General features: G+C 45.5%; 14 protein-coding genes. 12 read left to right on the top strand and 2 right to left on the bottom strand.

The window, feature by feature from the left end; all coding sequences use genetic code 11:
• Positions 1–51: 51 nt before the first annotated feature.
• Positions 52–387: a PadR family transcriptional regulator gene (locus tag NFR88_RS01615; RefSeq protein WP_330588321.1), complete on the top strand. Its 336-nt coding sequence runs from the start codon at positions 52–54 to the stop codon at positions 385–387.
• Positions 387–1,388 (top strand): permease prefix domain 1-containing protein, encoded by a 1,002-nt coding sequence (locus NFR88_RS01610; RefSeq protein WP_251613038.1) that lies wholly within the window; start codon positions 387–389, stop codon positions 1,386–1,388. The genes NFR88_RS01615 and NFR88_RS01610 overlap by 1 nt, the downstream gene beginning before the upstream one ends.
• On the opposite strand, the gene NFR88_RS01605 is transcribed toward NFR88_RS01610, so the two are convergent.
• Complete coding sequence (locus tag NFR88_RS01605; RefSeq protein ID WP_251613033.1) at positions 1,345–1,866, bottom strand: DUF6512 family protein; 522 nt, start codon at positions 1,864–1,866, stop codon at positions 1,345–1,347. The two genes, NFR88_RS01610 and NFR88_RS01605, sit on opposite strands and share 44 nt — an antisense overlap.
• 177 nt (positions 1,867–2,043) lie before the next feature.
• On the opposite strand from NFR88_RS01605, the gene NFR88_RS01600 reads away from it, so the two are divergent.
• The 3 genes from NFR88_RS01600 (at position 2,044) to NFR88_RS15015 (ending at position 4,580) form a co-directional block, all read left to right on the top strand.
• Entirely contained in the window at positions 2,044–3,327 is a 1,284-nt protein-coding gene (locus NFR88_RS01600; RefSeq protein WP_251613030.1) for an O-acetylhomoserine aminocarboxypropyltransferase/cysteine synthase family protein, read from the top strand.
• Positions 3,328–3,600: 273 nt separating this feature from the next.
• The gene (locus tag NFR88_RS01595; protein ID WP_161908716.1) at positions 3,601–4,389 is read left to right on the top strand and encodes a hypothetical protein; all 789 of its coding nucleotides are present in this window, start codon (positions 3,601–3,603) and stop codon (positions 4,387–4,389) included.
• Positions 4,390–4,448: 59 nt separating this feature from the next.
• A complete protein-coding gene (locus NFR88_RS15015; RefSeq protein WP_285813806.1) occupies positions 4,449–4,580 on the top strand; it encodes a hypothetical protein in 132 nt (43 codons plus the stop codon).
• On the opposite strand, the gene NFR88_RS01590 is transcribed toward NFR88_RS15015, so the two are convergent.
• The gene (locus NFR88_RS01590; RefSeq protein ID WP_251613025.1) at positions 4,564–5,370 is read right to left on the bottom strand and encodes a nucleoside recognition domain-containing protein; all 807 of its coding nucleotides are present in this window, start codon (positions 5,368–5,370) and stop codon (positions 4,564–4,566) included. The two genes, NFR88_RS15015 and NFR88_RS01590, sit on opposite strands and share 17 nt — an antisense overlap.
• Positions 5,371–5,554: 184 nt before the next feature.
• Here NFR88_RS01590 and NFR88_RS01585 point away from each other — a divergent pair, with 184 nt between their 5' ends.
• From NFR88_RS01585 to NFR88_RS01555, 7 genes are all read left to right on the top strand, one after another.
• Positions 5,555–6,766 (top strand): DNA recombination protein RmuC, encoded by a 1,212-nt coding sequence (locus tag NFR88_RS01585; protein ID WP_160200663.1) that lies wholly within the window; start codon positions 5,555–5,557, stop codon positions 6,764–6,766.
• A 3-nt stretch (positions 6,767–6,769) separates the two neighbouring features.
• Positions 6,770–7,477: a metallophosphoesterase gene (locus NFR88_RS01580; RefSeq protein WP_251613022.1), complete on the top strand. Its 708-nt coding sequence runs from the start codon at positions 6,770–6,772 to the stop codon at positions 7,475–7,477.
• 18 nt (positions 7,478–7,495) lie between these two features.
• A complete protein-coding gene (locus tag NFR88_RS01575) occupies positions 7,496–8,668 on the top strand; it encodes a phosphopentomutase (RefSeq protein ID WP_251613019.1) in 1,173 nt (390 codons plus the stop codon).
• Positions 8,665–9,972 carry a pyrimidine-nucleoside phosphorylase gene (locus NFR88_RS01570; protein WP_251613016.1) on the top strand — a complete coding sequence of 436 codons (1,308 nt, stop codon included), beginning with the start codon at positions 8,665–8,667 and terminating at the stop codon, positions 9,970–9,972. Before NFR88_RS01575 ends, NFR88_RS01570 begins: the two co-directional genes overlap by 4 nt.
• A 204-nt stretch (positions 9,973–10,176) precedes the next feature.
• Positions 10,177–11,547, top strand: a complete 1,371-nt coding sequence (locus NFR88_RS01565) for a 2-isopropylmalate synthase (RefSeq protein ID WP_160200659.1) — start codon at positions 10,177–10,179, stop codon at positions 11,545–11,547.
• Between the two features lie 11 nt (positions 11,548–11,558).
• Complete coding sequence (locus tag NFR88_RS01560) at positions 11,559–12,236, top strand: GntR family transcriptional regulator (RefSeq protein WP_160200658.1); 678 nt, start codon at positions 11,559–11,561, stop codon at positions 12,234–12,236.
• On the top strand, positions 12,205–14,136 hold the full coding sequence (locus tag NFR88_RS01555; protein ID WP_160200657.1) for an aconitate hydratase: 1,932 nt from the start codon (positions 12,205–12,207) through the stop codon (positions 14,134–14,136). The genes NFR88_RS01560 and NFR88_RS01555 overlap by 32 nt, the downstream gene beginning before the upstream one ends.
• Position 14,137: the final 1 nt, after the last annotated feature.

The following is a 14,137-nucleotide window of genomic DNA, read 5'->3' as shown; positions in this document are numbered from 1 at the left end:
GGAACATAAAAGTACTACGACAGACGTAATACTGGAAAGGAGGTCTGCCAGGTGATTAGCAGTGATGTGATTCGGGGCTATAATGATACCATGATTTTGTATCTTTTACGAGAGGCACCCTCTTATGGCTATGAGATTTCCAAACGGATTAAGGAACTGACCGAGGAGAAATATATTATCAAAGAAACTACCCTTTATTCGGCATTTACCAGGCTTGAGAGGAACGGCTATGTAGAAGTTTTTGCAGGAAACAGCGCCAGCGGCGGAAAGCCCCGCACCTACTACCGCATTACAGAAGAAGGCAGAGCTTATTACAACGAAAAATGTCGGGAATGGCAGGTTACTAAAGAGGTTGTGGAGAAATTTATAATAGAGGAGGATGTGTAGTGGAAATTATTTTGAATTATTTAGAGAGCATGTTTTCTGAACTTGCGGATACAGGTGAAGTCAGAAGGGTAAAGCAAGAAATGGCTTTTATGATGGAGGAAAAATATACAGCATTGAAAGCTGAAGGTAAAAGTGAAAATGAAGCGATAGGCACAGTTATTGCAGAATTCGGCAGTGTAGATGAGCTGATTTGTGAGCTGGGCATTGATAAAAGCAAGAAGTCGCAGGAAAGTTGTTATTCGCATACTGAGGGAATGTTTTCAGGGCGCAGAGTAACGAAAGAGGAGTGCAGAACTTATATTGCTTCCATGGAACGCTTGTCTCAGGGAATCGGGGCAGGAGTTATGTTGATTTTAGTATCTCTGATTTTTCCTGTCATGGGAGAAGAAATCTTCGGAGAGGAAAGAGGCAGCGCGCTGGGTGTGGTACTGATGTTTGTTCTGATTGCGGCTGCCGTAGTGCTGTTTATTATAAATGGTGTAGCTATGAGCAGGTTTGATTATCTGAAGAAAGAGAACCTTTCCTTGGATGAAAGTGCGATTCGTATGCTGGAGGATATGCAGCAGAAAGACAGACCGCAGTTTGCATCGAAAATTGCTGTCGGCGTACTCCTCTGTATTCTTTCTGTGATTCCGGTAATTCTCAACGAGTCGGTGCTTCACTTAGCAGAGAATATTCCGCCGTGCATTTTGTTTGTTATGGCTGGCAGCGGTGTTTACCTGTTTATTACTACAGGCGTTCCTTATGGCTGCTATAATGTGCTGATGCAAAGAGAAGACTATTCGCCGCAAATGAAAAAAGGGATGCGAAAGGGAGAGGACTTTGCAAACAGAATCGGCGGAATTTACTGGCCGTGTATCGTACTGATTTATCTGGTCTATAGTCTCCTCACCCACGACTGGGGCAGAAGCTGGATTATATGGCCGGCGGCAGGACTGTTTTTTGTAGTCATTATAGCTACTTACAGTGCTTTTTGTTCTGGCAGGGATAAGGACTTCTAAAAAGGCGACCATAGGGTGCACAGATAGAACAGGCTGCAAAAAAGAGAAGCAGCAGAATCAGTACGGTGCCAGAAAGGAGCCTGATGGAAACCTTTCCTAAAAACTCCAGAGTCATGAGAGCGTGGGAGGAACTAAAGGCGATTACCACAGAAGCTGCAAAGATGCCGATATCTGCAGGAAGAAAATTTCTGCCACAGATGGCGGTATAGCTGTAAAAACATAATACGATGAATACGATCCCTGCAAGAAACCCTATGGTTTTAGCAGGGATAAAATTTTGCGTAAACTGACCGTAATGAACGTACTCATTGAGGCTCCAAAGCAGAAACGGAGTCAGCAAAAGCTTTAAATGTTCGAAGACGCTTTCGTTTGTTGGAGCAAGAAAGGAAATCAGCAGACTGCGACCGGACCACTCATAGGTAAAGTGGAGAAGTACACCCAGTCCGAAGGTAAAAAATATCCCGTAAATTTCAATCAAAATCAGTCACCTCTTTTTTATTATGTAGGAAATATCCATTTTTCGATATTTCCGGAATATCAAGAAAGTCTACCTATAGATAGAATCGGCGCAGCCGACTTTCTTATTATCTATTTGATTTTATGCTGGGATTGGTATAAAATAGAAGGCAAATATGTTTATTAAAGGAGTGAAATTATGTCGGAGTATAAATTCAATACAAGCTGTATTCACAGCGGATATAAGGCAGAGAGTGGGAAACCGCAAGTATTGCCGATTGTCCAGAATACCACTTACAGATACTATGATGCAGAAGATGTGGCTAAGCTTTTTGATTTAGAAAGTGCAGACTTTATGTATACCAGACTGGGAAGTCCAACCGTTAATGCGCTGGAAGAAAAGATGGCAGCGCTGGAGGGTGGAACTGCGGGTATTGCAACTAGTGCAGGACAGGCTGCAAACCTGATTACCATGCTGAATATTTGTGAAGCAGGCGATCATATTATCGCATGCGGAAATATTTATGGAGGCACATTTAACCTGTTTAACGTTACTTTGAGAAAGATGGGGATTGAAACTACTTTCATCGATTACAACCTTTCCAAGGAAGAAATCATAGCACAGGCAAAGCCTAATACTAAGGCAATTTTTGGCGAATCTTTAGGAAATCCTGCATTGACCGTTCTAGATATTGAAAAGTTTGCTGAGGCTGCTGGCGAGGTTGGCGTGCCTCTCGTGGTGGATAATACTCTGGCATCTCCATACCTGTGTCAGCCATTGAAGCATGGTGCAAATTTTGTAACCCACTCTACAACCAAGTGGGCAGACGGACATGCAACCAGTGTAGGGGGCATGGTAATTGAAGGCGGTAATTTCGACTGGAATAAATATGCAGACAAGTATCCTGGCATGGTAGAACCGGATGAGAGCTATCACGGTTTGAAATACTTTGAGAAGTTTGGAAATCAGGCATTTTGTGTAAAGCTGAGAGCGCAGATGCTTAGAGATTTGGGCTGCACTATGGCACCTATGAATGCGTTTCTTACCTTCCAGGGACTGGATACTCTGCATCTTCGAATGGACAGACACAGCAGCAACGCTTTAGCGCTGGCACAGTTCCTTAAGAATCATCCAATGGTTGATTGGGTGAAATATCCGGGGCTGCCTGGTGATGAGGATTATGAAAGAGCACAGAAATATTTGCCAAAAGGTGCCAGCGGCGTACTTGCTTTTGGCGCGAAGGGCGGCAAGGCCGGCGGCGAAGAAGTGCTGAAAAATCTAAAACTGGCAAGTATCGTGGTACATGTAGGCGATATTAGAACCAGTGTGCTGCATCCTGCGTCCACCACTCACAGACAGCTTAGCGAAGAAGATCAGCTGGCTGGCGGTATCAAACCGGAGCTGATTCGTGTATCTGTAGGCTGCGAAGATATCGAGGATATCATTGCAGACTTTGATCAGGCGTTGAATGCACTGAAATAATGTTGACAGCTGACGGGCTTTAGTACCGAATATTGATTTTTGAAAAAAAGGTATCAAAAGTGTGATAAAAATTCAAGTGAATCTTAAAAATAGCGGCAAATTGTCGCTATTTTTTTGTGAAGAAGGGTAGCAATTTGTTCGGATATAGGATATAATGGATAAAATGTAATAATTTGTAACATGGCTTGAGCAAATTGTGAAATTTTGTTGTGATTTTGGCTAAAGAATTAGTACCTTATTTCAAAAAATCTTAAATAGGTACGAAAGGACAATATGGAAGACATTAGAGGAATCATTGAAAATGAAAAACGTCTGCAGGAAATGCAGAAACAGACTTTTGAGCATCGACTACGTAAGCTGCCGAAGGGAAAGCTGGTAATGAAAAATGGCTACTACTATAAGAGAGACTATAATGCTAATGGGAGAGAGGAATTTTATATCCCAGGCAGCAAGCAGCTTTTAATTGACCAGTTAAAGGAGCGAGGCTACCTTGAGAAAAGCATTAGACAGATTGAGACGAATCTTTTAGCAATGGAGCGCTTACTTGAAAAATATCAGAATTATGATCCGCTTTCAGTTTTGCCTAAGTTAGGTAAAGCATATCAGATGCTGCCGGAGGAATGTTATGCTCTGTGCGGAATATCATCTCCGGAAAACTTTGAGAATGAAAATCAGGAAAGAAACTTCTATTTGCAGGAACATTTGAAAATGACAACAATCAAGGGTCATAAGGTCAGGTCGAAGTCCGAATTGGATATAGCTAATCAGCTGTTTTTGAATCAGATTACTTATCGCTATGAGCCACAGATTCTGATTGGTGGGAAAGTTTTTTATCCAGATTTTGAGATTTTGAAAGTACCAGAACAGAAAATATTTTATTGGGAGCATTTAGGTATGATGGGTCAGCCGGAATACCGTGAACATGCAGAGTACAAACTTGAAGAGTATCGTAAGGCGGGAATCGTGCCATGGAAAAATCTTATAATTACGTATGATGATGAGAACGGCGGATTGGACTCGAAAACTATATCAAAAATTATAGACGTTTTTTTGAAATCATAGTAAAATAGAAGCAATAAGGAGGTAGCAGCATGGACTATCAGCGGGCATAAAAAGATCGGATGGAGGCATATTATCAGATTACTGCTTCCTATCGTGCAACTACGATGGACGCTGCAAAGGCGGCGAGAGGACCGAAGCTATGTGCGGGCAGGTGCAGCTTGAGAACTGAAAAAACTAGAAGCCGCATATAAAGAGTACTTCGCAGACGATTTTGCCTGTCAGTAAAGAAATCATAAGACTTCCTAGCCAGATACATATGGCACCGGGAAGTCTTTGTTGTTTTACCAGAAGGACTGCGGAGTTAAAGCAAGGCACAGAAAAGGTCATCATTACCACGCAGCTCAAAAGCTGGGCAGCGCTGAATATGCCGCTTCCTGCAAGGGAGAGTAAAGATGCTGCACCGAAATCCCGTTTTAGAATGTTTAAAAGCAGCAAAGATGCAGCTTCGGAAGGCAAGTGAAACACATTCTCAAGTATTGGTGCACAGAGAGAAGATAATGCATCTAAGGTGCCGAAGTAAAGAAGAATACTGATAATAACACTGCCAGCGCAGAATGCTGGTGCGGTATCAGATACTGATCGAAAGGCTTCTCTTAGGATTTGCAGAATAGAAAAGTTTCCGTTTGCGCTTTCCGGCTTTACCATGGTATCTGTCAGTGGAAACAGCATCCCCAGCCCTAAGTATAAAACCCCGGCGAACAGAACAAAAAACAGAAAAAACACTAAAAAGACTCGTAAGGTAACCATGGATGCAAAGGCGGCAAGGAGGGTAAGCTGGGCAGAACATGGAACCAGCAAAATGAGGATCAGTGCCATGCGGCTGCGACTTTTGGAATCGGTCAATGGTGTCAGCGCAGCTAAGGCACAGGTGGTGCAGCCCAGTCCTATAAATCCGTAGAAAAGTTGATTGATCAGAGGAGAAGTGGTTTTAAGAAATGGGATTTTGGGGAGAATCTGTCCTAGTATTCCAAGAAATACCATGACGGGAAATAGAACTAGAAGCAGATATCTGGGGGTGAGGGTGAAAAGTCCGAATTCACCGAAAAAAATACAGTCTAAAAGTGATAGGAGATTACACATTTCTACTTTTGAATCCTTTCAAAAAATGGTATACTATATATGTATGAGTAAAAGAAACTTTAATGAAAGAAAGAGGTAAGGCAAAATGATGGATATCGCATTGGTGATACTGGGCGTTATCATTCTGATCCTTCTCATTGCAGTGCTGGGCAAGTTTTCGGCGGTGCAGAAAGAAATCAAGGAATCCAGAGTGGAGACCATTCAATACATAAATAATTCTTTTAAGAACTTTGGGGATATGGTAAGCGGAAACCAGAAAGAGGTAACTCAAATGCAGGACAAGCGCCTTGCGGAACTGAGTGAGAGATTTCGTTATATGACCATGGAAAATGAGCAGAAGTTGGAAAACATTCGCAGCACCATGTCGCAGAAAATTGGTGAGCTTACGGAAGATAATAACAAGCAACTTGAGCAAATGCGCCAGACTGTAGATGAGAAGCTGCAGAAAACTTTAGAGGATCGCATTGGGCAGTCCTTTAAGCTGGTCAGCGAGAGACTGGAGCAGGTTTATAAAGGTCTCGGCGAAATGCAGACTCTGGCAACGGGGGTAGGCGATTTGAAGAAGGTTCTTTCCAATGTAAAGACTAGAGGAATTCTCGGTGAAATTCAGCTGGGAGCCATTTTGGAACAGATATTGTCACCTGATCAGTATGAGGAAAATGTGACGACCAGAAGCACTGGCTCTGAGCGTGTCGAATATGCAGTGAAGCTGCCGGGTGAGGACGATAGAACTGTTTACCTCCCTATCGATGCAAAATTTCCTGCAGATGCATATGCAAAGCTGGTCGACGCATATGATGAGGGAGACAGTGCAGCCATCGAAGCAGCAGGAAAGAACTTGGAACGTATTATCAAATCCGAAGCAAAGGATATTCGTGATAAATACGTAGAACCGCCAAATACAACGGACTTTGGCATTATGTTCCTGCCTTTTGAGGGACTTTATGCGGAAGTGGTGCGGCGCGGACTTGTGGAGACGCTGCAGAGAGACTATAAGGTCAATATCGCAGGTCCGACTACCATGGCAGCGCTGCTCAACAGTCTGCAGATGGGCTTTAAGACTTTGGCAATCCAGAAACATTCCAGTGAGGTATGGGATATTTTGGGTGCTGTAAAAAATGAATTTGAAAAATTTGAAAGCGTTCTTGCGGCAGCGCAGAAAAAAATCAATCAGGCAAACGACGATCTTGACAAGCTGGTGGGCACTCGCTCGCGGATGATTCGCAGCAAGCTGCGCAAGGTGACGACCTTAAACGACGATGAATCTGCAGTTTTGCTTGATTTAGAGGAGAAATAAAAGGTGAAGATATTTGCAATTGCTGATTTACATTTGTCCATGGATGCACGCATTGAAAAACCGATGGATATTTTTGGAAGCAGATGGCAAAACCATGCAGAAAATGTGGCGAACCACTGGAAGCGTCTTGTTACAAGAGAAGATGTGGTAATTCTACCGGGAGATATTTCCTGGGGACTCAGGCAGGAGGAAGCTATGGCTGACCTTGCGTGGATTCACCAGCTGCCGGGCAGAAAGGTGATTACCAAGGGAAACCACGATTTGTGGTGGACCTCTGTCAGCAAGCTGAATAAACTGTTTGATGATATTACGTTCCTGCAGAACAAATGTTATATGGCTGGCAGCGTGGCAGTTTGTGGTAGCCGCGGATGGGTGTGCCCCGGAAGTGACGGCTTTTCCGCCCACGATAAAAAGATCTACGAAAGGGAACTGATTCGTCTTGGACTGTCTTTGGATGAAGCAAAGAGGCAGGGCGCAGAGCATATCGTTGCGGCTTTGCATTTTCCGCCTACTAACGACAAATTGCAGCCGTCAGGATTTACCGCTTTGATGGCAGAACATGGGGTGAAAACCTGTGTTTATGGGCACCTTCATGGAAAGGACGCATTTAAAAACGGACTAAAAGGACGACTTGACGGTGTAGAATATAGATTGGTTTCTCTCGATTTTCTGGAGGGAAAACCGGAACTTATTTATCAGTCAGAAGAATAGAAAGCAGGTGATTAGGAAATGAGAAGAGTAATTTTGATGGTGACAGACAGTGTGGGTGTAGGGGCACTTCCTGATGCAGCCAGCTATGGAGATATGGGAGCAAATACCTTTGCCCATGCGGCGGCAAATACGCCCGGCTTTGCGGTGCCAAACCTGAAAAAAATGGGCTTTGGCAATATTGAAGGTGTCCTTGAAGGTGCGCTTAGGGAAGATGCACCAAAAGGCGCTTTCGGCAGGCTGGCAGAGGTTTCTAAAGGAAAGGATACTATTACAGGCCATTGGGAAATTGCCGGAATTGAAACAAGGACACCCTTTAAGACTTATCCGGACGGATTTCCGAAGGCGTTTATGGATGCTTTTGAGGAAAAAATCGGAATTTCCTGTTTGGGCAATTATCCGGCTTCCGGCACAGAAATTATCGAGCAGCTTGGAGCGGAGCACGAGGCTAGCGGCAAGCCTATCGTCTATACATCGGCTGACAGCGTTTTTCAGATTGCTGCAAATACGGCGGTGATTCCGCTGCCAAGGCTTTACGAAATCTGCCAGGCGGCGAGAGAACTTCTCACCGGAGAGTTTGCTTGCGGTAGAGTTATCGCAAGACCTTATGTAATGGAAGACGGAAAGCGGGTCAGGACCTCAGACAGAAAGGACTATGCCGTTTCACCGCCGCAGAAAACGCTCCTGGATTTTGTCAGTGAAGCGGGACAGAACGTTTATGCTGTCGGTAAAATCAGCGATATTTTCAACGGCAGCGGTGTTACCACCTCGATACATACAGAGAGCAACATGGACGGAGTGGATCAGACCATCAAGGCGCTGGCTGATGATTTTGGCGGTCTAATTTTTACAAACCTTGTGGATTTTGACTCTAAATTCGGTCACAGAAGAGACGCAGAAGGCTACGGCAGAGCGATTATGGAGTTTGACAGAAGACTTCCTGAAATCACAGCAGCTATGGGTGAGGACGATATTCTAATGATTTGTGCTGATCACGGCAACGATCCGGTACACGCTGGATGGGATCACACCAGAGAGTACATTCCGCTGGTGGTCTATGGAAAGCATGTCAAAGCAGGCACCGATTTAGGTACGCGCAAATCCTTTGCTGATATCGGGGCGAGCATTGCGGCATACTTAGGTGCTGAAAAAACTGCAATTGGAGAGAGCTTCTTAGAGGAGATTTTAAAATGAATATGAACGATATCATCGTAAAGAAACGGGACGGCGGTAAACTGACAACAGAGGAGATCGGATTTTTTGTCAAGGGCTATGCGCAGGGCGACATTCCTGATTATCAGGCGGCGGCACTTTTGATGGCGATTTATTTCCAGAAGATGGATAAGGAAGAGACCTTTGCGCTGACTGACGCTATGCGATATTCCGGCGATACGGTGGATTTGTCTGGAATTTCCGGCATCAAGGTAGATAAGCATTCCACCGGCGGCGTGGGAGATAAAACCACGCTGATTTGTGCGCCCCTTGCTGCAGCATGCGGCATTCCTATCGCAAAGATGAGCGGCAGAGGCCTTGGATTTACAGGTGGAACTGTGGATAAGCTGGAGGCCATTCCTGGATTTCAGACCACCCTTGAGCCAGCAGCTTTCCTGAAACAGGTCAATGAGGCGGGCATTGCCGTCATCGGTCAGACCGCCCATATCACGCCGGCTGATAAAAAAATCTATGCACTGCGGGATGTGACGGGCACGGTGGAAAATCTCAGCTTGATTGCCTCCAGCATTATGAGCAAAAAGCTTGCTGCAGGCAGCGATGCCATTGTACTAGATGTAAAATGCGGCAGCGGCGCTTTTATGGAAAATCAGGCGGCGGCAGAGGAGCTGGGCAGTCTGATGTGCGAAATTGGCAGCGCAGCGGGCAAGAAAACTGTAGCGGTAGTGACCGATATGAATCAGCCGCTGGGCCACGCTGTAGGAAACAGTTTGGAAGTCATCGAGGCCATCGAGACCCTTAAAGGCAATGGTCCTGCGGATATCACAGAACTTTCTCTGAAACTGGCAGGAGTGATGATTTTCCTCGGTGCAAGAGCAAAAACTGCGGCAGAAGGAGAAATGATGGCGAAACAGGCGCTGTACAGCGGGGCGGCATTGGCAAAGCTGAAAACGCTGATTACCAGACAGGGTGGAAATCCGGCGGTCATAGAGGACTACGATTTGCTTCCGTCGGCTGCGTACAGCATGGAACTCACTGCGCCTGAAGCTGGCTTTATTACGTCTATTGACGCCAGGGCAATTGGGCTTGCTTCGCAGCATACCGGCGCCGGCAGACAGTCGAAGGAAGATTCCGTGGATTTGGCGGCGGGCATTTACCTTCATCGCAAAGTTGGCGACAAGGCAGCCAAAGGAGAAGTTTTGGCTACCCTTTACGGCAGCAGTAAAGGAAAGCTGGCGGCTGCTGTAAAGGAAGCGGAGAAGGCTTTTGTGATAGGAAAAGAAAAACCGGAAAGACCGGAGCTAATAAAAGAAATTTTGGGACTGTAATACACAGTCTCTTTTTTTATTGGAAATGCGTTGTACGGGCAGCAGTGCCTGCATAAGATAGAAGATATGAGTAAAATGTGAAAACAATTTAAGAACAATTATACATATTCTATTGACAAACAAGATGAAAACAATTATACTTGTATACAGATAATCGAATGCGTTAATGCACAAAAGCGGATGAAGGAAAAAGGAGGTAGAAATATGATAGAGATATCGAGGAAATCTAATCTGTTGGAACAACCAACCTATAAATATGACTTGCAGGATATTCCGCAGCCCAATTTATATAGAGATATGTACAATTATTCTGAGGTGCCGAAGGTGGTGTTTAACCATAGGCGGGTGCCGATGAACATGCCCGAAGATATTTGGATTACAGATACTTCCTTTCGAGACGGACAGCAATCTATGGCTCCTTATACTGTAGAGCAGATTGTAGATCTATACAAATTGCTTTCCAGACTGGGCGGACCATATGGACTGATTCGTCAGTCTGAGTTTTTTATTTATACGAAAAAAGACCGCCAGGCAGTAGAAAAATGCATGGAACTGGATTTGAAATTCCCGGAAATCACTACATGGATTCGTGCGAAACGAGAGGATTTTCGTCTGGTAAAAGAACTGGGGATTAAGGAAACCGGAATTTTGGTATCCTGCAGTGATTACCACATTTTTAAGAAGATGAACATGACGAGAAGACAGGCGGTGGACTACTATCTTGAAACGATTCGAGAAGCCTTTGAGGAGGGTGTAGTGCCTAGATGTCACCTGGAGGATATCACCAGGGCAGATTTTTATGGCTTTGTAGTGCCTTTTGTCAATGAGATTATGAAGCTTTCCAGGGAGGCTGGCGTGCCGGTAAAAATCAGAGCCTGTGATACTATGGGTTATGGCGTTCCGTATAATGGAGCGGCGCTGCCAAGGAGTGTATCTGGAATTATTTACGGATTGCAGCAGTACTCCGGTGTTCCCAGCGAGATGCTGGAGTGGCACGGGCATAATGACTTTTATAAGTCTGTGGCGAATGCTTCTACAGCGTGGCTCTACGGTGCCTGCGCTGTAAACTGCTCTCTGCTGGGTATTGGAGAACGTACAGGAAATGTCCCGCTTGAGGCTATGGTCTTTGAATATGCCTCTCTGAAAGGTTCCATGGACGGTATGGATCCGACAGCAATTACTGAAATCGGAAGATATTTCAGAGATAAGATGGGATACAATATTCCACCGATGACGCCGTTTGTTGGTGAGAATTTCAATGTGACGAAGGCAGGCATTCATGCCGACGGGCTAATGAAGGACGAGGAAATTTACAATATCTTTGACACGAAGAAACTTCTTGGAAGAACGCCGGGGGTTGCGGTCAGCAAGACCAGCGGTCTTGCGGGCATTGCATACTGGATGAACGAGCATTACGGCCTTTGCGGCGAGGAGAAAATGTCCAAGGATACGCCTATTGTGCACACCCTGAAGGAATGGGTTGATGAGATGTATGCAGACGGACGAACCACCAGCTTATCTAACAAAGAGCTGGAAGATAAGGTTCGGGAATTAACGTCTGAGAGTGAACAGTAAGGAGGCTTACCATGATTGAATATAAGACTATTTCTCTTGCAAATCAGGTTTATGATAGATTAGAATACAACATTTTGAGCGGCACTTATGCGCCAGGGGAAATCATCAGTGAGACCAGACTTTCTGAGGAACTGGGTGTCAGCAGAACGCCAATCAGAGAGGCTATGGCAAAGCTGGCCCACGAGAAGCTGATTAAAGATTCTCCGCAGGGGACTGTAGTTGTAGGTGTGACAGAAAATGATGTCAAAGACTTGTTTGAAGTGAAACGCAGAATCGAAATCATCGCAACGAGAAGAGCGGCAGAGAATATCAGCGAAGAGGGGCTTGCAGCGCTGAAAGAAAATGTAGAGCAGCAGGAATTTTTTGCGCAGAAAGGTGACGTCATCAAGGTGAGGGACCTGGATACGGAGTTTCACGATATCCTTTATAGAGAATGCGGCAGTGTGACTTTTGAGACGATCCTGTCTCCAATCCATCACAAGATGATGAAGTTTAGGCGGCTTTCTCTGGAAAAATCTCACAGGATTGTGGCGTCTGTAGCAGAGCACAAATCTCTTTATAATGCCATTGCAGATAAAGATGGTGATAAGATTGAAACGATTATGCTTTTGCATATTGACCACGCATACAACAATATCATGGAGGTGAACGAACAGTATGGGACTGACAATAGCACAGAAGATCATTAAAGAACATTTAATCAGCGGAGATATGACACCAGGCAGTGAAATAGCACTGAAGATAGACCAGACTCTGACGCAGGACGCAACTGGCACCATGGCTTATCTGGAATTTGAGACCATGGGCATTCCTAGAGTCAGAACGGAGCTTTCTGTTGCCTATATTGACCATAACACGCTGCAGTCTGGTTTTGAAAATGCTGACGATCATAGATTCATTCAGTCTATGGCAAAGAAGTACGGCTTGTACTTTTCAAGACCGGGCAACGGCATTTGTCATCAGGTGCACCTGGAGCGCTTTGGCAAACCGGGCAAGACTCTGATTGGATCTGACAGCCACACGCCGACAGGCGGAGGTATCGGCATGCTCGCCATGGGTGCGGGCGGCCTTGATGTGGCAGTTGCTATGGGCGGCGGCGCTTATTATATCACCATGCCAAAGATGTACAAGGTGAATTTGACCGGAAAGCTGAATCCTTTTGTGACTGCAAAGGATATTAGTCTGGAAATTCTGCGTATTCTGTCCGTAAAGGGCGGCGTAGGCGCCATCATTGAGTGGGCAGGTCCAGGCGTAGAAACTCTGTCTGTACCGGAAAGAGCTACTATTACCAATATGGGCACAGAACTGGGCGCAACCACATCTATCTTCCCGTCTGATGAGGTAACCCGCGCATTTTTGGCGGCGGAGGGCAGAGAAGAAGATTATATGCCTCTTTCCAGCGATTCTGACGCAGTGTACGACCGTATCATCGACATTAATTTGTCTGCGCTGCAGCCGATGATTGCATGTCCTCACAGTCCGGATAATGTAGTGCCGGTACATACTCTGAAAGGTACCAAGGTGGATCAGGTCTGCATTGGCTCCTGCACTAACTCTTCACTGTATGACATGCTGAAAGTGGCTGCTATGCTGAAAGGCAAGACTATCAAACCGGAGGTAAGTCTGTCTATTTCACCAGGCTCCAAGCAGGTGCTGACAATGTTGGCTGACTGCGGCGCTTTGTCGGATATTTTAGCCAGCGGTGCAAGAGTACTGGAGTGTGCCTGCGGACCATGTATCGGCATGGGATTTTCGCCAAATTCCGGCGGCGTATCTCTTAGAACTTTTAATAGAAACTTTGAAGGGCGTTCCGGCACAGCCGATGGAAAAGTATATCTGGTTTCTCCGGAAACCGCTGTTGCAGCGGCACTGACCGGCGAGATTACAGATCCTATGCTTCTTGGGGAGATGCCGGAAGTTGTTATGCCGGATGCCTTTAAAATTGATGATAGTGCGATTATTGCACCTGCACCAGTTGAGGAGGCAAAGGAACTTCCGATTCTACGAGGACCGAACATCAAGGCTTTTCCAAGCAGCAAACCTCAGGAGGACAGTCTGGAAGCAGAGTTGGTGCTTAAAGTTAGCGATAACATCACCACAGACCACATTATGCCGGCAGGCGCAAAGATTCTGCCGTACCGCTCCAACATTCCGCACCTGTCTCAGTACTGCTTCGGTGTGTGCGATGAAACCTTCCCGGAAAGAGCAAAGGCGGCGGGAGAGAGTATCATCGTAGGCGGAAACAACTATGGGCAGGGTTCTTCCAGAGAGCATGCTGCGCTGGTTCCACTTTATCTGGGGGTTCGCACTGTCATTACTAAGAGTTTTGCTCGAATTCACGCTGCGAATCTCATTAATGCCGGTATTATGCCGCTGACCTTTCAAAATCCTGAGGATTACGATAAAGTGTCTCAAGGGGATAAGCTGAAACTTTCGGATATCTATGCAGGTATGGACAGCGGAAAGATTACACTGACGAACCTGTCTACCGGTGAGGAAATTCCGCTGGAATGCAATTTTACACAGAGACAGAAAGAAATTCTAAAGGCAGGGAGCCTTTTGAAATACGTAGCAAAAGAGGGAAAATAAG

The organism is Senimuribacter intestinalis, from assembly GCF_943192965.1.
GTDB lineage: Bacteria > Bacillota > Clostridia > Peptostreptococcales > Anaerovoracaceae > Senimuribacter > Senimuribacter intestinalis.
The sequence above is the reverse complement of the archived record's forward strand: the minus strand, read 5'-3'. Positions and strand labels throughout refer to the sequence as shown.